Annotated in this window: 19 protein-coding genes; all 19 read right to left on the reverse strand. The window is 46.0% G+C overall.

All coding sequences use genetic code 11. The features are described from left to right. Nucleotides 1-187 precede the first annotated feature (187 nt). Complete coding sequence (locus FHS17_RS22365; protein WP_167280688.1) at nucleotides 188-679, reverse strand: YajQ family cyclic di-GMP-binding protein; 492 nt, start codon at nucleotides 677-679, stop codon at nucleotides 188-190. A gap of 23 nt (nucleotides 680-702) precedes the next feature. Beyond that, nucleotides 703-1,656, reverse strand: coding sequence for a helix-turn-helix domain-containing protein (locus FHS17_RS22370; RefSeq protein WP_167280689.1), 954 nt, complete (start codon nucleotides 1,654-1,656; stop codon nucleotides 703-705). 18 nt (nucleotides 1,657-1,674) lie between these two features. Further along, the gene (locus tag FHS17_RS22375; protein ID WP_167280690.1) at nucleotides 1,675-2,448 is read right to left on the reverse strand and encodes a DUF3388 domain-containing protein; all 774 of its coding nucleotides are present in this window, start codon (nucleotides 2,446-2,448) and stop codon (nucleotides 1,675-1,677) included. Between the two features lie 149 nt (nucleotides 2,449-2,597). Continuing rightward, entirely contained in the window at nucleotides 2,598-2,849 is a 252-nt protein-coding gene (locus FHS17_RS22380) for a DUF3243 domain-containing protein (protein ID WP_167280691.1), read from the reverse strand. Between the two features lie 102 nt (nucleotides 2,850-2,951). After that, nucleotides 2,952-3,698 (reverse strand): elongation factor P 5-aminopentanone reductase, encoded by a 747-nt coding sequence (ymfI, locus tag FHS17_RS22385; RefSeq protein WP_167280692.1) that lies wholly within the window; start codon nucleotides 3,696-3,698, stop codon nucleotides 2,952-2,954. After that, entirely contained in the window at nucleotides 3,695-4,993 is a 1,299-nt protein-coding gene (gene yfmH / locus FHS17_RS22390) for an EF-P 5-aminopentanol modification-associated protein YfmH (protein WP_167280693.1), read from the reverse strand. Before yfmH ends, ymfI begins: the two co-directional genes overlap by 4 nt. Nucleotides 4,994-4,998: 5 nt before the next feature. Continuing rightward, nucleotides 4,999-6,273 (reverse strand): EF-P 5-aminopentanol modification-associated protein YfmF, encoded by a 1,275-nt coding sequence (gene yfmF / locus FHS17_RS22395; RefSeq protein ID WP_341805896.1) that lies wholly within the window; start codon nucleotides 6,271-6,273, stop codon nucleotides 4,999-5,001. A gap of 131 nt (nucleotides 6,274-6,404) precedes the next feature. Continuing rightward, entirely contained in the window at nucleotides 6,405-7,208 is an 804-nt protein-coding gene (gene sleB, locus FHS17_RS22400) for a spore cortex-lytic enzyme (RefSeq protein ID WP_167280695.1), read from the reverse strand. A 109-nt stretch (nucleotides 7,209-7,317) separates the two neighbouring features. Beyond that, nucleotides 7,318-10,035, reverse strand: coding sequence for an FtsK/SpoIIIE family DNA translocase (locus FHS17_RS22405; RefSeq protein WP_167280696.1), 2,718 nt, complete (start codon nucleotides 10,033-10,035; stop codon nucleotides 7,318-7,320). 68 nt (nucleotides 10,036-10,103) lie between these two features. Further along, nucleotides 10,104-10,331 (reverse strand): YlzJ-like family protein, encoded by a 228-nt coding sequence (locus FHS17_RS22410; protein ID WP_167280697.1) that lies wholly within the window; start codon nucleotides 10,329-10,331, stop codon nucleotides 10,104-10,106. Next, nucleotides 10,331-11,065: a ClpP family protease gene (locus FHS17_RS22415; RefSeq protein ID WP_208420520.1), complete on the reverse strand. Its 735-nt coding sequence runs from the start codon at nucleotides 11,063-11,065 to the stop codon at nucleotides 10,331-10,333. Before FHS17_RS22415 ends, FHS17_RS22410 begins: the two co-directional genes overlap by 1 nt. A 144-nt stretch (nucleotides 11,066-11,209) precedes the next feature. Further along, entirely contained in the window at nucleotides 11,210-12,889 is a 1,680-nt protein-coding gene (locus FHS17_RS22420; RefSeq protein ID WP_167280699.1) for a ribonuclease J, read from the reverse strand. A 204-nt stretch (nucleotides 12,890-13,093) separates the two neighbouring features. Further along, entirely contained in the window at nucleotides 13,094-13,966 is an 873-nt protein-coding gene (dapA, locus tag FHS17_RS22425; RefSeq protein WP_167280700.1) for a 4-hydroxy-tetrahydrodipicolinate synthase, read from the reverse strand. A gap of 58 nt (nucleotides 13,967-14,024) precedes the next feature. After that, nucleotides 14,025-15,227 (reverse strand): aspartate kinase, encoded by a 1,203-nt coding sequence (dapG, locus tag FHS17_RS22430; protein ID WP_167280701.1) that lies wholly within the window; start codon nucleotides 15,225-15,227, stop codon nucleotides 14,025-14,027. Between the two features lie 203 nt (nucleotides 15,228-15,430). Beyond that, nucleotides 15,431-16,024, reverse strand: a complete 594-nt coding sequence (locus FHS17_RS22435; RefSeq protein ID WP_167280702.1) for a dipicolinate synthase subunit B — start codon at nucleotides 16,022-16,024, stop codon at nucleotides 15,431-15,433. Further along, the gene (dpsA, locus tag FHS17_RS22440) at nucleotides 16,024-16,920 is read right to left on the reverse strand and encodes a dipicolinate synthase subunit DpsA (RefSeq protein WP_167280703.1); all 897 of its coding nucleotides are present in this window, start codon (nucleotides 16,918-16,920) and stop codon (nucleotides 16,024-16,026) included. Before dpsA ends, FHS17_RS22435 begins: the two co-directional genes overlap by 1 nt. Before the next feature lie 303 nt (nucleotides 16,921-17,223). After that, nucleotides 17,224-17,667: a dUTP diphosphatase gene (gene dut / locus FHS17_RS22445; RefSeq protein ID WP_167280704.1), complete on the reverse strand. Its 444-nt coding sequence runs from the start codon at nucleotides 17,665-17,667 to the stop codon at nucleotides 17,224-17,226. Then, nucleotides 17,648-18,913: an insulinase family protein gene (locus FHS17_RS22450; RefSeq protein ID WP_167280705.1), complete on the reverse strand. Its 1,266-nt coding sequence runs from the start codon at nucleotides 18,911-18,913 to the stop codon at nucleotides 17,648-17,650. Before FHS17_RS22450 ends, dut begins: the two co-directional genes overlap by 20 nt. 112 nt (nucleotides 18,914-19,025) lie before the next feature. Further along, complete coding sequence (locus tag FHS17_RS22455) at nucleotides 19,026-20,033, reverse strand: polysaccharide deacetylase family protein (RefSeq protein ID WP_167280706.1); 1,008 nt, start codon at nucleotides 20,031-20,033, stop codon at nucleotides 19,026-19,028. Nucleotides 20,034-20,191 lie beyond the last annotated feature (158 nt).

Raw genomic sequence — 20,191 nt, forward strand, 5'->3', positions numbered from 1 at the left:
TTTAGCCCTGTTCCTGCAATGATGCATGATTGCTTGTACTGTCATTTGTATGTCCCCCGGATCGTTTCCAAAAGCTATCAACTAGTATAATACATGCCATTTCCTGTGTCAAAACACGAAAGCATCATCGTTCGAAAGCCCTTCAACCGCCGCGTGGAGCGTCAGCGAAGGGCCGGATTAAGGCGTATTAACGGTAGTTCGTGAACTGCAGCTCGATTTTCAAATCCGCACCGCGAAGCAAAGCCATAACAGCCTGCAAATCATCTCGGCTTTTTCCGGTTACACGGATCTGGTCGCCTTGAATTTGGCTCTTCACCTTCAGCTTGGAATCGCGAATAAGAATATTAATTTTCTTGGAATCATCCTGCTCAATACCTTGCTTGAGCTTAATCTTTTGACGAACGGTATGTGCAGAAGCCGATTCGACCTTGCCATACTCCAGGTTTTTAATCGGAACGCCGCGCTTAGCCATCTTCGACTTCAGAATATCAAGAACACTCTCCAGCTTGAAATCATCATCGGAAACAATGATAAGTTCTTCCTTCTCAAGCTTGATGCTGCTCTTACTTCCTTTAAAGTCAAAACGCGTCTCGATTTCGCGTTCCGCTTGTGTAATGGCATTGTTTAATTCTTGCATATCCATCTTCGATACAATATCAAATGAACTTTCTGAACTCATCTTTAAACAACTCTCCCTTTGTTCTATTCCGTTCCTTGTTGGTTATCTGTGTCTGCTGTATCCCCAGGTGTTGATGTATTATCAGGACTTTGGCTTTGTGTTCCCTCTGTCCCTTCAGCACCCTCAGCAGGGTTTAGCTGGATTTTCTTCGAGCCGGCACGGTCGCCATCATTAATGGCTACGCCGTCAACTGTGATGGCACTGAGGTCTGCACGACCCACGTTAATGTAAAGCGGCTGATCAAGATCATAAGTGAGAACAGATCCATCCTCTGTATTTTTCGAAATCAGAGCTTCGCCGTCCTTACTGCCCTTACGCACTTCTGTCCAGCTTGTTCCGCCGGAGACTTTGATCTCCACTTTATGCAGCACGCCTGCCGGAGCGACGTCATAATGATCCACCTTACCGATCTTAGACGAGAATGTCAGCGTAGTTGGGTCTTGACTTGGTGTTGGCGTAGGTGTCGAAGTTGGAGTTCCAGTACTTGTACCGCCATTCGACGTGTCCGGCGATTGGGTCTCAGCAGGCGGTGATGCCTGATCCGTAATATTGGTATCATCCATTTCTTTTGTATCACTGGATTTGTTATTAACGAAATAAACCCATACAACAACGACGATCAAGATCAAGAACGACCACATCATCACGTTGAAGCTGAGCTTGCTAATCCGTTCCGATGAGCGTGTTTGAACCCGCTTTGGCTGTCTGGCTGGTACCGCTTCAACAATCTGATCGGTCACCGAGGCAGGAACCTCATGCTGATAGAGACGCAGCACTTCATCTGCATCTAGGCCAACAGCTTCACAATAGTTTTTAACAAAAGCACGTAAATAGAAGGTTCCGGGCAGCACGCTGTGATCGCCGCTTTCGATTGCTTCCAGATAGCGTTTGCGTATTTTCGTCGTTTCCTGAACATCCTCAAGCGTTAATCCGCGTTCTTCCCTTGCTTGACGCAGCAACGCTCCTAAATCTGACATGGTGTCTACTCCTCTCTGCTAGAATTCATTATCAGAATAATTTGCTGTAAATGATTCATATGTAATTTCTTCGTCTGGTGTATTACGAAGCTCAATAATCATATCAAAATGGCTGTAGTCATATTGCGATTCCTTAATAAAAATGTCCGGATGCTCAATCACTTTAGTAGATGGCATCGCCATGATCTCCTGCAGCAGAGAGTAATGCTTCTCATTTGAGCGGATTGTGCTGACAATACCGTCAATGATAAAGATATTGTTATCCGTCATCTCATCTTCGGAGAGTTGACTTCTTACGGTTTGTCTGAGCAGCGTTGACGATACAAAGGTCCACCGCTTATTGGAGCAAACACTGCCCGCAATAATCGATTCCGTCTTACCTACACGAGGCATACCGCGAAGCCCAATCACCTGATTGCCGTCCCGTTTGAATACTTCACCAAGGAAATCAACTAAGAGACCAAGTTCATCCCTTGTAAAACGGAACGTTTTACGATCATCGGAATCCCTTTCGATATAACGTCCATGACGAACAGCCAATATATCAACGATTGTTGGCGTACGAAGCTTGTTGACTGTAATATTATCGACCTTCTGAAGCATTTTGCCAAGCAGCACGATCTTCTCTTCGTCGTCAGTCTGAAGCAGCATCCCCCGTGTACGATCCTCTACACCGTTTATGGTCATAATATTTACTTCAAGCATCCCAAGCAGTGATGCGATATCACCGAGCAGGCCCGGCCTGTTCTTATGTATTTTATACTCCATATAATATTGCTGCTTTGATCCCATTTCACACCGTCCCTTGTTGTCACCAATCCCAATCGATTGAATCGCTTATAAAAATTTATTCTACAATTTTCGCCACATTCCTGCAACCTATACATAGACATTGCAGAAAAGCCTCCAATTTGGGAGGCTTTTCTGCAAGATGCCATCAATTAGGTTGTTTCGACCAATTTGACCATCAAACCAGCTACGGTTTTGCGTTCGTTCTCATCGCCCGCATCCCAAAGCTGCTTCAGCACGCGTTGCTGTTCATTCTTAGGATCGACCTTTTCATCAAGGAAGGATCCGATTTCATACGCCAAATTTTTAATGGTGTCTTCCGACATCCCGTTAGTTTTGGCTTGAGCTACGCGATCCGACAAAAACTCTTTCCAATTGTCGAAGTTAGAAAGGACGTTGGACATTTAGGTTCGCCTCCTGGAATAAGAACAATTTGAGAAGAGGTAAGTGAATTACGCTCAACAAATGTTATTCTGCGCCTGGGCGAAACGGATTATACCATGATTTTAAGTATGCCAGCCGCCGTTAGGACTTATGATTTGACCTGTTATGTAAGAGGATTCCGGTAAAGACAAGAAATAAACAAGGGAAGCCACTTCATCAGGTTGTCCAAAACGACCGAGCGGAATTTCCTGTTCCAAAGCTGCCTTCTCTTCCTCATTGAAGCTGCTCATCATCCTTGTATCCACCGCACCTGGAGCAACTGCGTTAACGGTAACACCGGATGGTGCAAGCTCTTTGGCGAGAGCCTTTGTAAAGGCATTCATGCCGCCTTTGGTTGTAGAATAAAGAACCTCACAGGATGCGCCAGCTATTCCCCAAATTGACGATACATTGATAATTCGGCCAAATCTGTTCGCAATCATATTCGGCATAAAAATTTGGCTGCATAAAAACATACCCTTCAAATTAACCGCCATCACATCGTCCCATTCCTGCTCCGTCACATCCATCAGCATACCATAATGGGAAATACCGCCATTATTAACGAGAATGTCCGGAAGCATGTCATGGGCTTCAAGCTTCTCTTTCATGCGAAGAAGCTGCTCACGGGAACGCAGGTCCGCGGATATAGTCATCACGTTAGCCCCAAATCTCATGCAGGCACGTGCTGTTTCATTAGCCGCTTCATGTGATTCACGATAATGAATGACGATGTTAAGTCCTTCCGCGGCAAAGCGCTGCGCGATGGCAGCGCCGATGCCCCGGCTTCCCCCGGTAATTAACACCGTCATTTCTTTAATTGTCTTCATGAAACCGGTTGGTCGTCTGGTTTCTCCACGATCGAAACCGCCAGTTGATTAAAGTCAAAATGCTCGCGGAGCCGTTCATTGACTTGCTCCAGTGTACAGTTCTCATACAGGGACAGCAAATCAAACATATCGCTGTCACGGAACCGATAACGTGTAAATTCACCAGCAATTGCTTCAGGGGAGTTCAGCATTCGTAAATATCCGCCGATTTTTTTCTTCTTCGAACGTTCGAAGGTTGCCGGCTCAATTCCTGTACGGAGCGCTTCTTCTACAGCTGTTCGAATCTGGTTCAGTAATTCATCTGGATTTGGCGTATCGCCGCCGATGACGGAAAAGGCATAATCCGTACTTACATTAAATTCTGTTCCAAAGGAATCAGATATTAAATTTTGCTCATACAAATCTTGATACAAGGCTGTGCTCGCACCAAACAAAGCATCAAGCATAAGTTTGGTCGTCACTTCATGGCGAAGCAGCGCTTCACCGGTGTGTCCTGTTTGCTTTTCTTTAAAGCCGAACATCACTTTCGGGAGCGATACAGGAAGTTTCGTTACCTTCCGCGGAATCTTCACGCTCTGCGGTTCCTCTTCGAAGAAACGCTTTATTTCCCCTTGCGGCCTAAACGTCTTGCCTTCCTGGTTATTACGAACAAGCTCAAATACTTCATCCGCTTTTACCCCGCCGACGACAAAGAGCAGCATATTAGACGGGTGATAAAACGTTTCGTAGCAGCGATACAGCGTTTCCTTGTCGATCTGATAGATTGACTCCACCGTACCTGCAATATCGATATGAATCGGATGGTTATGATACATGGCATCGATGAGGCCAAAGTATACGCGCCAATCCGCATTGTCTTTGTACATGTTGATTTCTTGAGCGATAATGCCTTTTTCCTTATCGACATTAGTATCCGTGAAGTAAGGATTTTGCACAAAATCAATCAAGGTCTCCAGGTTAGCCGGAATTTGCTCGGTTGCGGAGAATAAATAAACGGTTCGGTCAAAGCTGGTAAATGCATTTGCGGATGCACCTTGTGAAGCAAAAGTAGCGAAAATATCGCCTGTAGGCTCTTCGAACATCTTGTGCTCTAGGAAATGGGCAATACCGTCTGGCACACGAATAATGTCTTCCGTACCTACTGCGAACTGATTATCTACAGAGCCGTATTTCGTTGCAAATGTAGCATACGTCTTCTGAAAGCCTTCCTTCGGCAGTACGATCACTTCGAGGCCGTTATCCAGCACTTCGCGGTATAGCGTTTCTTGAACGCCTTTGTAATCGAGCGTCTCCATTGCTGTTACGCCTCCTTCTGGTCACGTAAAAAGTAAATCGTATCTAGCTGAGCCAAATGCGCAACTCGAACGATATCGTCTGCCGTTACGGCTTCTATCTGATCAAGCAGCTGCTGAGCGGTTCTTTCCTTGCCGGATAACACCGCATTGAAATCATAAGCGATCATCTCATAAGCCGAATCCTGCAACTCTCTAAGATGATTCGCAATCATGGCTTTCGTCTGATTCAGTTCAAGATCAGTAAGCTGGCCTTGACGCATAGATTCAAGCTGCTGCTTAATAATCGTCACTGCCTTCTCATAATTCTCGATTTCAATACCAGACTGAATGGTCAGCAAGCCCTTATGTCCGTCAAGCCTTGATGCTGCGTAATAGGCCAAGCTTTCTTTCTCCCGAACATTCAGGAACAGCTTCGAATGAGGATAGCCTCCCAATATACCGTTATACATTAAGGAAGCGGCATAGTCTTTGTCTCCGTAACCAACATTAGTCCGAAGCCCCAGATTCAGCTTGCCTTGATTGACATCCATTCGCTCCACGATCGTTTTCACATTCCGTACTTCATGCGAAATAGAAGGTGTAGAGTAGCTTGCTGGTGTCCCTTCTTCGATTCGGAAAGCTTCCTGCGCTAACGCCTTCACTTCTTCCAAAGAGGTATCACCAACTACATATAGGTCGAATGCAGCTTCACTTAGCCACTGTTTATATTGACTGTACAGAGATTCAGGTGTGATCGATGCAATCTCATCAAGTTTACCCAGCGGATGCAGTCGGTAAGGCTCATCTGCACACATTTCCTCCATACAGCGTTCTGCCGCATAACGGATTTTATCATTAACGATAGATTCAAGCCGCTTGGTCAATGTTTGCTTCTCTGCATCAACATACTTGCGGCGGAAAGCCCCATCCTCTGTTACTGGTTCTGTAACGACCTCTCCAAGAAAACGCAAGGAAGAACTGAGCAGCGGTACATCAGACGATACAAAATGATCGTTAATAACGTCCATACGGAATTGAACGATCTGCGAATCGCCTCTCTTATATACATCAAAGCCGAAACCGGCGCCATATAAATCATCAAGCCTCTCACGGAAAGCTTTTGTCTCTGGTGTAGACACCGTACCGCGGCGTAATACAAATGGGGCAAGCGCGGTCTTTGTTACAGCGTTTTCAGATAAAGGCAGTCCTGCGAATAACGATATTGCAAACGTCTTGAAACGTTTTGTTGGCAGCACATGTAACCTAATTCGGCCTATTTGCCCTCTTTCGAATAATGTCACTACGTTTGCTCCTTCCGAGTGAAATGGAATATAGTAATGTATTCCATTTTCTTGCTTCCTATACCATTCTAACCGATACGAAATGGAAGAAGCAACCTGCCTGCCTAGGGCAGAAAGGCTGCTTCTCGTCATTACATACAGAAGATATGCTTGCCAATCGTTTTCACTTGTGGTCTAGACCAAATCCACTTGGATGTAGCTGTCTCCGGGTTGAAATAGTACGTGCATCCGCCAGTCGGATCCCAGCCATTTATGGCATCCTGTACAGCTTTACGAGCCGATTCATTAGGAGTCAGCCAAATTTGTCCATCAGCAACCGCAGTAAATGCAAGTGGCTGGAATATTACGCCCGATACTGTATTCGGGAAGCTTGGTGACTTCACGCGGTTCAAGATAACCGCAGCAACAGCAACTTGACCTTCATAAGGTTCCCCGCGTGATTCACCATACACGGCATTCGCCATGATTTTCAAATCGCTTTCAGAAAATCCAAGGTTATTTGATTTGGAAGGTGTACTTCCTGAGCTGCCCGAATTCGAGGAGCCAGAATCAGAGCCGTTGTTACTGCTGCCCGATCCGGAAGAGTTGCTGCCTGAATCTGCAGCTGTTGGTTTCCAGCTCTTTGTTGCTTCCCACAGCTTCAGCTTGGTCTTTGCTCCAACTACACCATCGGATTTCATTCCGAATTTCCATTGGAACCATGTAACGGCATTTTTCGTTTTTGTACCAAAACTGCCGTCGATCGCACCATTATAATAGCCCAAATATTTGAGCCTTCCCTGCAGCTCATATACATCCTGACCGGAGGAACCTACCGTAATTGTAGCGTTACTGAACGTTGCTTCTGCACCATCTTGTGTGTACCGCTGAAGGGAATACATTCCGAACAATATGGTTACAAGGATGGTGGTCACGACAATTAATCGATTTTTCATTAGGAATCTGCCTTTCTCTTGCAAGTTAGTCCGCGATTAGCTGCGTTACCTAACTCTAGTATGAGAAGGGATTCCTGCTTCTATTCATCAACTATTGGATGCAATCCCTCTAGGATGGGATGCGGCTCGCTTGATATTGCTCAATTGACATCAATACTTCCCTCGGCTTACTGCCTTCATAAGGGCCAACAATACCGCGTGCTTCCATCTGATCAACAAGCCTTGCTGCCCTTGTATAACCGACACGCATACGGCGCTGCAGAAGGGAAACAGAAGCTTGCTTCGCTTCAACAACGATTTGTACGGCCTGATCATAAAGCTCATCCACTATTTCACTAGGGTCTGTCGATTCTTCCTCCACTTCGGGCACCAAATCTTCTTTGTATTCCGCTTCAGCTTGTCCTCTTGCATACTCGACAAGCGCCTCCACTTCTTGATCAGACAAGAAGGCACCTTGGACACGAATCGGCTTGGACATGCCAACCGGCAGGTAAAGCATATCCCCTCGACCCAGCAGCTTTTCTGCACCAACCATATCAAGAATGGTACGCGAATCGACCTGTGAGGATACCCCGAAGGCGATCCGTGAAGGAATATTCGCTTTGATTACACCTGTAATAACGTCAACCGAAGGGCGCTGTGTAGCGATAATGAGATGGATACCCGCCGCACGAGCCATTTGGGCAAGCCTTGCAATCGAATCCTCAACGTCATTAGATGCTACCATCATAAGATCGGCAAGCTCGTCAACAATTACGACGATATATGGAAGTAAAGCCTTTGGATTTTCGGCCATTAAGGCATTATAACCCTCAATATTACGCGTAGCGGACTTGGAGAATAATTCGTAACGCTTCTCCATCTCAACTACAATCTTTTTCAGAGCAAGTGCAGCACGCCGTGGATCGGTCACAACCGGTGCCAGCAAATGCGGAATACCGTTATAGACATTTAACTCGACCATCTTCGGATCGACCATTAGGAACTTCACTTCATCCGGAGCGGCTTTGTACAAAATACTTGTAATGATCCCGTTAATACAGACGGATTTACCTGAACCTGTTGCTCCTGCTACAAGCAAATGGGGCATTCTTGCCAGGTTGCCGATAATCGGCTGACCCGAAATATCACGGCCAAAAGCGATCGACAGCTTGGAAGGTGCATTATGGAATGTTGTTGTCTCCATGACTTCACGCATCGTAACGACGGACACTTCCATGTTCGGCACTTCAATCCCGATAGCAGATTTGCCTGGAATCGGCGCTTCCATCCGAATATCCTTCGCTGCCAGCGCTAAGGCAATATCATCCGTTAAGCTGACAATACGGCTTACTTTCACACCTGTGGCAGGTTGAACCTCGTAGCGTGTAACCGCGGGCCCTCTAACCACATCAAGCACCTTCGCTCGTACGCCAAAGCTTTCTAGCGTTGCCTCAAGCTTCCGCTTTGAATCGATAGCATCCGTACCATCACCGCCTCTTCCCATCATGCTTGGCTTAGACAGTAAAGAGAATGGTGGCAGTAAATACGGCTTCTTGGCCGGGATATCCGATACAGGATTAGGTGTTGGGGCTGCTGGTTTAGGTTTATTCTCACCTGCCGCCTCTTCTTTCAAGTCATCACCATCAAGTTCCTCACCTAAGCCCGGATCAAACTCCTCGTTATTGAGGTCATCCGTATATTGCACTGGCTCAGCAGGAATCGGTGTAAACTCCTCTTGCTCTTCTTCATCGTATGTATCTGCACGAGGTACAATCCTTGTTATAACCTCTGGCACATCAACTTCCTCAAATTCGTTATAAACAGGATATACCGGAACAGAACGCTGCTGTTCTGGCTGCTGCTCCCAAGGCGGGGTATCATCTTCTTGTTTTATTGCAGCATTCACTTGTTCCCCATTACGATCCCATTCTTCTTCCCACGCCTCAGCATTCGCCCAATGAGGCTTGACAGCATTATCATGACCACCGCTATAATGTTCGTCATTCATGGACCAGTCATCCTGTGAAGTCGGCGGCTCTTGCTGACTTGGCTGTTCTTGATTCCTCCAGGAGAAAAATAACGACTTCTTTCTTCTTGGCGGCATGGATGCCGCATAATCGTCATCCTCATCGTCATCGATGGCATCGGACTGAACAAATACCGGCGGCTTAACCGTCTTCGATGTCTTGTTGGATGCACTTCGAAGTGATGCACCTTTCGACCATTTGGCAGACAGCAGCTTATACACCCGTATACTCCGGTCTCTCCCGATTCGTGCTAATTCCACATAAGATTTGCCTGTTAGCAGCATAAGCGCGATGGCATACATGACACCTGCGATAAGCTTCGAACCGAAGTAGCCGAATAACGAGTACAGCATCGAATATTCCATTGCACCAACATATCCACCGCTAATTGCCCGTTGGCTAATTGGCCGGGTATCTGTGCTGTCAAATGACAGGAGTTCATCCTTCACATCCAAACTTAACTGATGCAGAATCTCCCTTCCACTCAGCTCTGTTACTGGCAGCAGCTTACGGTCAATTTCTGCGATGGAGCTGGATAAGGTCAATGCAAGCACAAACACAAGCAGGCCTGTCCGCCGATTTGTCCAACCACGCGGCCAAGCCCTTTTGACCATAACAACTAATCCTACATATATGCCAACTAGCGCCAATACAAAATAAAACTTGCCAAGGAACAAGCCAAACAGCTTGGACAATGAGCGGCCAACCGTTGCTTCCCCCGACATTGCGATAACCGACACTGTAATTAATAAAATCCCATAAACTTCATATTTTAAGTGAGTCGCTATCGATTTCTTTTTCCGTCGTTTTTTAGCCAATGATTCGTCACCTCTGGGTAACATTATACCATATGTTACTAACGGAGATAAGAACCTTTGTACGTATTTTATGACGTCGGAGGATGTCCGAACATGACGACATTGCCTGGTGTAAGCTCTGGCCTGAGGTAATCATCCAAGGAGCATTGGAGCAGGCGGACGATTTTACCCATACCTGGCGCAATTGGCTGCACTTGCATATATACGCCGTTAACCCATACCTCATGAGAAGCCTCCGGCTCCGTATTTAATCCGTCCAGCACGGCTTCAAGCGGCATAATCGTATAGATCGTCATTAGTTATATACCCCCGTTTGAGGAGCAGATTTCTGTTCTGAGATCCGACGGTTAAGTTCTCTCAGGGCATCTCCCAAGCCGCCAACAGCATCAATCAGTCCATGTTTAACCGCATCAGAACCAATAACTGTCGTACCGATATCTCTTGTCAATTCACCTGTCTTAAACATCAGCTCTTTAAAGGTTTCTTCTGTCACATTGGAATGCATTGTAACGAATCGTAAAATTCGCTCCTGCATTTTATCGAGATACTCAAAAGTTTGAGGAACACCAATCACAAGACCATTCAGGCGGATTGGATGGATCGTCATTGTAGCTGTCGCAGCAATAAAGGACATGTTGCCTGCCACTGCAATTGGAACCCCAATGGAATGACCGCCTCCAAGAACAAGGGTTACGGTTGGTTTGGATAATGAGGAGATCATTTCGGCTATTGCAAGTCCCGCTTCCACATCGCCGCCTACTGTGTTAAGAACAATAAGGATCCCTTCAATCTTTGAATTCTGCTCTGCGGCAACCAGCTGTGGAATGAGATGCTCATACTTTGTTGTTTTATTTTGCGGCGGTAATACGATATGTCCTTCCACTTGACCAATAATCGTCATGCAAAATATATTTGATTCGGATGCAGGTGTTGTGGTTTGTCCTAATTGCTGAATCGTCTCTACGATTGAATTTTGCTTCTTCTTTTCATCGGATATAGGCTCTTGCTGCGGTTGCGCTTCTTCGTTCATATAGTTCATATTAAATCCCCCCATCAAGATATAGCTCGTCATAGTATGAGGTGGAACGACGAATTTATACCGCTTCCAGCGCACACAAAAAAAGATCGCCTTGCAGGGATACTTCTCCCCTTAGACGATCTCTAAAATTTAGGATTAGACTTCCATAATGATCGGAAGGATCATTGGACGGCGTCTGGTTTGCTCATATAAGAAGCGGCCAAGTGCTTCCTTAACCTGTGTTTTGAGTGAAGCCCATTCATTCACTTTATCATGCATCAGTTTATTTAATGTTAAGGTGACGATCTTGCTCGCCTCTTCCAATAGTCCTTCGGATTCCCGAACATATACAAATCCACGGGAGATAATATCCGGTCCAGATACGATTGACCCACCATCCTGCTTACTTAAGGTTACGACAACCACAAGAATACCATCTTGTGATAAAAGCTTACGATCACGCAGCACGATATTGCCAACATCCCCAACACCAAGGCCATCAATCAGCACGTTGCCTGCTTGTACTTTTGCTCCTTTACGGCCAATTCCGCCTTGGAATTCAACCGTTTCACCATTCTCAATAACGAATATTTGATTCCGTGGAATGCCCACATCTTCACCAAGCTGAGCGTGCTGCTTGAGCATGCGGTATTCACCATGAATAGGTATAAAATATTTCGGCTTTATTAAATTAAGCATCAGCTTTAATTCCTCTTGGCTTCCATGACCCGATACGTGAACACCAGATACAGAACCAGGACCATAAATGACATTAGCTCCAAGCCGGAACAACTCATCAACAGTTCTTCCTACATAACGTTCGTTCCCCGGAATCGGAGTTGCAGCAATAATGACTGTATCTCCTGGTAAAATGTCAACTTTGCGATGCGTTGAGCGCGCCATACGTGTCAGAGCCGACATAGGCTCCCCTTGACTGCCCGTACACAAGATTACAACACGATCCGCTGCAAGCTTGTTTACTTCCTCTGGCTCTATGAGCATGCCATCTGGAATGTGCAGATAGCCAAGATCAGAAGCGATTCCCACAACATTCACCATACTGCGCCCAACGACTGCTATATGACGATTAGTCGCAATTGCAGCATTGATCACTTGCTGAATGCGGTGGACATTCGAAGCGAATGTGGCCACTACAACACGTTGCATAGATTTATGAAAAATATCTTCCAGTTCTTCCCCTACATTTTTCTCCGAAGGAGTGTAGCCTGGACGTTCTGCATTTGTACTATCCGACAATAAAGCTAAAACGCCACGTTGACCAATCTCTGCCATCCGCTGCAGATCGGCATACTGGTCATTGACAGGAGTATAATCAAATTTAAAGTCACCAGTATGAACAATCGTGCCTTCCGGAGTATCCAGCGCAACACCTACCGAATCCGGAATACTATGATTGGTCTTGAAGAAGCTTGCCTGGATCGAGCCTAATTGAACTTCAGAATCTGCTTGGATCAGAATACGCTTGGTCTCGCCAAGTAGGCCCGCTTCCTTCAGCTTTCCGTCGATTAATCCGAGTGTCAGCTTTGTTCCATACACAGGAACATTCAACTGTCTGAGTAAATACGACAAGCCGCCAATATGGTCTTCATGACCATGAGTAATGAGAATACCTCTTACCTTCTCGCGATTTTCTAACAAATAGGAAATATCCGGAATGACAATATCGATCCCGAGCATATCCTCTTCCGGGAATTTAAGACCTGCGTCTACGACAACAATATCGTTCTCGTATTGAATGACATACATATTTTTCCCAATTTCGCCTACTCCGCCAAGGGCAAATACAAGTAATTTATCCTGATTTTTTTTCGACAAGTGCTTACCTCCTTCGAATGTACAACCATTCTCCGTTCCAGCCAATTGATGAAATTGAATCATTTTCCGTCCGTTTCACTTGCATTCATTATACATGAAGAAAAAGATGGAATACAAGGAAATACCTGATGCTTGTACAAACATAAATAAGCAGGTCGGAGATGATCTCCGCCTGCTTGAGTTATTTAGGTTGAAATGATGAAATTAGACCAGTTTGCTAATAAAAGCTGCCTCAGCCTCAGTTACCGTTACGAGAGGAAGTCTTACACCACCAACCGGCATACCACGTAAGCCAAGCGCATATTTAACCGCAACAGGATTTGGTACAGGGTGAGGACATTCGAAGAGTCCTTTGAAGACCGGATAGCATTCAGCATGCAGGCTTGCTGCTTGCTTTACATCGCCGCTCAAATACGATTCGATCAGCTTTTTCATCTTAGCACCAATAATATGGCTGGCTACGCTAACAATACCGTAACCACCAATTGCAAGTGTAGTAAGTGTTGCACTGTCATCGCCGCTGTATACTCTGAAGCTCTCAGGTGCAGCCGAAATAATCTGTGTCAGCTGCTCGAAAGAAGCGCAGTCCTTCGTCGCCACCACATTGTCCAGCTCTGCCAGACGAAGCGTGGTTTCAACCGAAATATTAATGCCTGTACGTCCAGGAACGTTATAGAGCATCACAGGTAATTTGGTAGACTCAGCGATTGCTTTGAAATGCTGATACAAGCCTTCTTGGTTTGGCTTATTGTAATATGGTGCAACAAGAAGCACCCCATCTACTCCTGCATCTTCTGCTACCTTTGTCAGATGAATCGAATGAGCAGTGTTGTTGCTGCCAGTGCCAGCAATCACTTTGCAGCGGCCTGCTGCGTGCTCAACGACAAAACGGAACAACTCCGCTTTCTCATCTTCTTCCAAGGTTGGAGATTCTCCAGTCGTACCGGATACAACAAGCGAATCGCTTTGCTGTTCTTCAATCAAATAATCGATCAAACGTCTGGTCGTGTCCCAGTCAATTTGACCATTCTCATCAAAAGGCGTGACCATTGCAGTGATTAATCTACCAAATTCCATTGTTATGACCTCCTGAAAAGTTTACGGAGTAAACTTACTCCGCAAGCATTAACTTAAACTATATATGAAGCTCGAACTTCGTATGAAGAGCTCTTACCGCTGTGACCATATCCTCTGCTCTCACCAACACCCATATCGTTGTATTGGAGTCTGCGGACTGCATGATCGTAATCCCTTCCTCTGTCAGTGCTTCAACGATTCGGGCCATGACACCTGGTACACCGTTCATCCCTCCGCCGATAACGGAGACTTTCGCACAGCCTCGGATAGCTAGCGGATCATATCCGCAATCTTGAAGGACGGAAACAGCTCGTTCGGCATCATGATCAAATACGGTATATACAGCACCACTTGGCGTTACATTAATGAAATCGACACTAATATGATGCCTAGCCATTGTCTGGAATACCTGCAGCTGCACATCGTTTCTGCCCTCAATGGCTTTCACCGATATTTGGGTAACCCCAGATACATGTGCAATTCCTGTCGCCTGACGATCCGACACAGGAGTCAGAACCGCATCGGAGACAAGTGTACCTTCATCCATCGAAAACGTAGATCTCACACGAACCGGTATCCGGGCTTGTTGTGCGATTTCAACTGCACGAGGATGAATAACTTTAGCCCCTTGCCTTGCCATATTGCATATTTCAGCGTAGCTGACAATCTGCAGTGGCTTTGCATTTTCTACAATACGCGGGTCTGCGGTCAGTATACCATTAACATCGGTATAAATATCAACCATCTCTGCACGAAGGGCGGCACCTAATGCGGTAGCCGATGTATCACTTCCGCCTCGTCCAAGAGTAGTCATATCGCCATTCTCTGTACTGCCTTGAAAACCTGTCACAATAACGACCTTGCCATCCCTTAATTGGTGCAAAACTTTCTCAGGACGAAGCTCTTTAATACGAGCATGGCCATATTGATCATCTGTAACAATTCCTGCTTGGCCGCCGTTTAACACGACGGATGGTATTCCTTCAGAGCAAAGTAAACTGCACAAAGCTGCGGCTGAAATAATTTCCCCGCAGCCGAGCAGCATATCCCGCTCTCGCGGCGGCAGCTTATCGCCGTTGTTACGAATGAGTTGCAGCAAAGTATCCGTAGCATACGGATCACCTGTGCGTCCCATAGCCGATACAACGACCACAACGCTGTAGCCATTTGCGAGCTCTCTTGCAATATGTTGAAGACAAAAGCTTCTAGCATGATCGGTCGAAAGTGAAGTGCCCCCGAATTTTTGTACCAGGATGCGCATTACTGTCTTTCCTCCGTTACCGATGCAAAGATGTCTTCTCTAAGGCATCTTCCAGATCGTAGTTGTTTTGTACTGCAAGGTAATTAGGGATTATCAATAGATGGAAAAACAAGCGGCATATAAGGTCCATAAAGCCCCGGCGAAATCACCAGTTCCTTACTTCCATCGCCGCCTGCTTGAATGATAAACCATATAAGGGCTTCTTAGTAATTAAATCGCTCAATCAATAACGGCTGCAGTTGTTTCCCTTGCAATGCTGCTTCACATGTTTCCAGAGCCAGATCCATTCTCGCAACAAGCGAGTTTGGCTTTTGAACCGGGTTATCTTGGCCAAATGGCACAAAATAAATATGTTTAGCTGCCAACAGTTTTGCAATATTAGCAGCGTTCAACCCGAGACCATCATTTGTAGAAATGGCGAGTACGACAGGTCTTAAATTACGCATTTGGGCTTTCGCCGCCATGAGTACAGCACTATCGGTGATCGCGTTAGCAAGTCTGCTAGTTGTGCTTCCCGTACATGGCGCAATCAGAAGCACATCAATCAGCTTCGATGGCCCAAGCGGCTCAGCATCTACAATTGTGTGAATAATATCGTTGCCGGTAATCGCCTTAAGCTGCGTCTGCCAGTCTGCCGACTTTCCAAATCGCGTATCAGTTGTCATAATCGTGTTCGACACGATAGGCACAACATTCGCACCAGCGTCTACAAACCGTTGAATTTGCGGCATAATCTCCGCCAATGTACAGTGCGAGCCAGACAACGCATACCCGACTGTTTTCCCCGTCCAATCCATTACCCATTCCCCCGCTTTATCGAATCGTCCGTAATCAACTGTGTCAAGCATTCCGCTATGATTCGTCCAGCTGTTTTGGGTGCGACGATACCGGGAAGTCCGGGCGCGAGAATCGCTTTAATGCCTCTCTTCTCAGCAAAGCGGAAATCTGTTCCGCCTGGCTTCGTTGCAAGGTCAATAATAACGGTTCGCGAGGGCAAATTTGCTATAATTTGCGCTGTGACTATCATAGTCGGAATTGTATTAAAAAGCAAGTCAATATTACCCGTATTTTGGAGTAGTTGACTTGTGTAAAATGGCACAAAACCCATCTCAGCAGCCCTTGCAAAATGCTCGCTCCGCCTTACTCCCACAAGCACTTTTGCTCCTAAGTTAAGAAGCGTGCGTGCCATCGTAAAGCCAGTTCGCCCAAAGCCTAGAACCATACATGTAGAACCATGTATCGTAATGTCGGTGTTCTGAATGGCCATCATAACGGCGCCTTCTGCAGTAGGTATCGCATTATAAATCGCTACATCATCCCGATCAAACAGTTCGACGAGACCAATCTGATGCTGCGCACAAAGTTCCCGCAAATAAGGCTTTGCCATTCCAGCATATACTTTGCAATGCTTCGGAAGTTTTACAATATGTTGATCAAGCAGCTGCATTTGCCGATCACTAAATACAGCATGAATAAACCCATTATCGTCCGTCCCCACTGCCGGCAGCAGCAATGCGTCAACGTCAGTAAATAAGCTATCGTCAAATTCTGCGTGCACCGCCCCGTCAAGGGAGGAATGCAGTCCGTCAAAGCCGGACACCGTTACAGTCGCATCCAATTCGGTTAATTTGCGAATAACCTCAAGCTGTCTTGCATCGCCTCCTAGCAGCAGTATTCGAACGCCTGTTAGCATATAGGCTTCACTCCTTTCTGCGCACTAGTTATAGACCATCTTATGCCCTGTGCCCAGAATGGTGAAAACCAATATTTTGGAACGCAAAAAAGCGCCAAAACCATTACTTTGGTTTTGACGCTTTTATTGTCTTTTGGAAATTGGCCAGGTGACAGGGACGGGGTATCTCCTTCCGGCCGCTGTTGTCTGACAATTGCTTGAATCAACGTTTAGAAGTTGCAATGGTCAGACAAAGGAGGGCGTTACACCCCTACAGGAGATACCCCTTACCCTTTACACCACAAGCTTCCAAATGAAGACCAACTACACGCCGGTATGCCCGAAGCCGCCTGCGCCGCGAACCGTATCCGGCAGCTCGTCAGCTTCTTCAATAGTAATTTCCGGAAGCTGCTGGATCACCATCTGAGCAATCCGCTCGCCGCGATTGATTGTAAATGGCTCTTGCCCATGATTAATAAGCAGTACCTTCACTTCGCCGCGGTAATCCGCATCTATGGTGCCTGGTGAATTCAGGCATGTAATCCCATGCTTGAATGCCAGCCCGCTTCTAGGTCGTACCTGAGCTTCAACTTGCGGTGGCATAGCCATTGCAAGTCCAGTAGAAATTAATTTGCGTTCACCTGGTGCAAGCACAACTGGCTCGCTTACCGCTGCTTGCAGATCAAAGCCTGCTGCCCATTCGGACATTTTACTCGGCAATGCTATATCTTCGTTACCTTCCAGGCGTTTAAATAGAATTTGAAACAAAACGGTCCCTCCCGATCTGTGCTGCAGTTTTATCGTTTGTTCCAACCATTGCAACGGCAAATGGGACAGACAACAGACGTTCTGTTACTTCACGTACATCCTTCATTGTAACATTATCGATACGTTGCAGCATTTCATCTAATGTAAAGTGACGTCCAATCATCAGCTCGTTTTTGCCTAGACGGTTCATTCGGCTGCTTGTGCTTTCCAGACTTAGAATCAAGCTGCCTTTCAACTGCTCTTTGCCGCGGTGAAGCTCTTCATCGCTAAGGCCTTTCACCGCAAGCTCTTCCATCTGAGCAAGAGTCAGATCCAGTACCTCTTTCGTTTGCTTAGGAGCAGTACCGGCGTACAGGGTAAACAAGCCGCTGTCTGCATACGAAGTGTGGTAGGAATAAACGGAATAAGCAAGTCCCCGCTTTTCGCGAATTTCCTGGAACAGACGAGAGCTCATGCCTCCGCCAAGCGCGTTGTTTAACAAAATCATAGCATACAGCTGCGGATCCGAGTTCGAGCAGCCAGGGAACGACAAACAAATGTGATTTTGCTCTGTCTTTTTCTTAAAGAATACATAATCGCCGTGGAACTTCGGAACTTCGATCAAACTGCTCTGTCCTTTGTTCTGGAAACGGCCAAAATATTTCTCAAGCAGTTCAAGAAGCTTGCCTTCCTCAACATTGCCTGCCACGCTGATAACCGTGTTTTCAAGTGTATATGTATCATTCATATAACCGCGGAGCGAATCAGAATTCATCGCTGTAAGACGTTCTTCAAGCCCCAGAATCGAGTAAGCAAGCGGATGATCACCATACGCAGCACGGGACGATTCATCATGTACTTTGTCATCCGGAGTATCTTCGTACATCGAGATTTCTTCAAGGATAACATTTTTCTCCTTGGCCAGCTCTTCTGCATCAAGCTTCGACTCAAAGAACATATCCGCCAAGGCGTCTACTGCGATCGGCAGATGCTCATCAAGCACCTTTGCAAAATAACAAGTGTACTCCTTGGATGTAAATGCATTCACATTGCCGCCAATTCCATCAAATAGATCAGCAATATCTTTGGCTGTACGACCATTTGTTCCTTTGAACAACATGTGCTCGACAAAATGAGAAATACCGTTGTTCTCGGGTGTTTCATTCCGTGAACCTGTTTTTACCCATATGCCGAAGGATACCGACCGGAAAGTTGGCAGATATTCCACAACGACGCGGAGGCCATTGCTAAGCGTATATTTATTCACTTCGTATCCTCCTTAAATGAATTGCTACACAAAAAGGTAAATTATTAACCGTTTGTGGTGATTCATGCTACGTAAGCATGGTCTAAACATGAATGATTTCACTATAACAAATTTAGGGAGCCTGCTCAACCGCAGCCGGAATTCGATCCGAAGACAAGGTCTCACTGACTGTCCCTAATGCATAACCTTGACGCTTAGCTTCTCGAATCATCCCTAGCAGAGCATCTCTTGACGATGAGGTTGGATGCATAAGGATTAGAGCACCTGGTTCGAGCTTAGATGATATTTTCTGAATGATCCAATCAGGTGACGGTTTACGCCAATCCACAGTATCAATCGTCCAAAGCACCGTCATTAAGCCTTGTTCCTCTGCCACCTGAACCGTCATCTGATTGTAGGAGCCGGACGGTGGTGCGAACCATTTGTTTTGTACGCCAAGTGTACCTTTTAGAAGATCTTCTGTTCGCGAAATCTGGGTATAAGCATTTTGTCTGCTTAGGGTTTTCATATCGGGATGAGAATACGCATGATTCGAGATTTCGTGCCCTCTCTCTTGAATTTGCTTCGCAACATCCGGATACTTCTTGAGCCAAGAGCCATCAAGAAAAAATGTCGCTTTTACATTTTCCTTATCAAACGTATTTAAAATAGCCGGCAAATATTCATTTCCCCACGCTACATTGACCATAATCGCAATCATCTTCTTATTAGGATTACCCTTATAGATTGGCCACGGCCCCAGATCTCTTAATGAGATTTTTGGCGGAATTTCCTTGTACACAAATTGAATTGGAGAGGTTTTACCGCTTGCGATTGTTTGCTGAAAGGTCTTCTCTACATCTACTTCAAGTCCGTTATAACCTGGGATCGCTTTCCACACGCGGTCAATACGTGCATCAATAGGCTCAATATATTGTTGCTGAGCTGCTGCTTCTATTGTCTCGCGTAGTGTGGCCTTATCCTGATCTGATAATGCGGCTTCCGTGCCGGCCTCAACAGATTCCTGTCCTTTGACAGCTTCAATATAGTTCATAACGCCTCCGACATTCAGTCGGATAAAAACAAAAAGTACGATAAAGGAAGCACATAGAGCAATGATCTTGTTCCGCATCTGCATCATTCCAGCTCCTACCTATCGGTATACGCCACTCGACAATGGCTTGGCAACCGCAGCATGCCGCTGCGGTTGTCTAATAGGTATGAATGCTTGGACGAAATTATTCCGGGATAGGTGGACAAAACAAAAAGAGACAGATCTTATCTGGCTCTTTGCTTCAT

The organism is Paenibacillus lupini (assembly GCF_011761355.1).
GTDB lineage: Bacteria > Bacillota > Bacilli > Paenibacillales > Paenibacillaceae > Pristimantibacillus > Pristimantibacillus lupini.

What these genes read in the sequence shown, in the direction of transcription:
- FHS17_RS22365 (WP_167280688.1), bottom strand. Translation starts at nt 679, where the DNA reads ATGAGTTCAGAAAGTTCATTTGATATTGTATCGAAGATGGATATGCAA.
- FHS17_RS22370 (WP_167280689.1), bottom strand. Translation starts at nt 1,656, where the DNA reads ATGTCAGATTTAGGAGCGTTGCTGCGTCAAGCAAGGGAAGAACGCGGA.
- FHS17_RS22375 (WP_167280690.1), bottom strand. Translation starts at nt 2,448, where the DNA reads ATGGGATCAAAGCAGCAATATTATATGGAGTATAAAATACATAAGAAC.
- FHS17_RS22380 (WP_167280691.1), bottom strand. Translation starts at nt 2,849, where the DNA reads ATGTCCAACGTCCTTTCTAACTTCGACAATTGGAAAGAGTTTTTGTCG.
- ymfI (WP_167280692.1), bottom strand. Translation starts at nt 3,698, where the DNA reads ATGAAGACAATTAAAGAAATGACGGTGTTAATTACCGGGGGAAGCCGG.
- yfmH (WP_167280693.1), bottom strand. Translation starts at nt 4,993, where the DNA reads ATGGAGACGCTCGATTACAAAGGCGTTCAAGAAACGCTATACCGCGAA.
- sleB (WP_167280695.1), bottom strand. Translation starts at nt 7,208, where the DNA reads ATGAAAAATCGATTAATTGTCGTGACCACCATCCTTGTAACCATATTG.
- FHS17_RS22410 (WP_167280697.1), bottom strand. Translation starts at nt 10,331, where the DNA reads ATGACGATCTATACGATTATGCCGCTTGAAGCCGTGCTGGACGGATTA.
- FHS17_RS22415 (WP_208420520.1), bottom strand. Translation starts at nt 11,065, where the DNA reads ATGAACGAAGAAGCGCAACCGCAGCAAGAGCCTATATCCGATGAAAAG.
- dapA (WP_167280700.1), bottom strand. Translation starts at nt 13,966, where the DNA reads ATGGAATTTGGTAGATTAATCACTGCAATGGTCACGCCTTTTGATGAG.
- dapG (WP_167280701.1), bottom strand. Translation starts at nt 15,227, where the DNA reads ATGCGCATCCTGGTACAAAAATTCGGGGGCACTTCACTTTCGACCGAT.
- FHS17_RS22435 (WP_167280702.1), bottom strand. Translation starts at nt 16,024, where the DNA reads ATGGATTGGACGGGGAAAACAGTCGGGTATGCGTTGTCTGGCTCGCAC.
- dpsA (WP_167280703.1), bottom strand. Translation starts at nt 16,920, where the DNA reads ATGCTAACAGGCGTTCGAATACTGCTGCTAGGAGGCGATGCAAGACAG.
- FHS17_RS22455 (WP_167280706.1), bottom strand. Translation starts at nt 20,033, where the DNA reads ATGATGCAGATGCGGAACAAGATCATTGCTCTATGTGCTTCCTTTATC.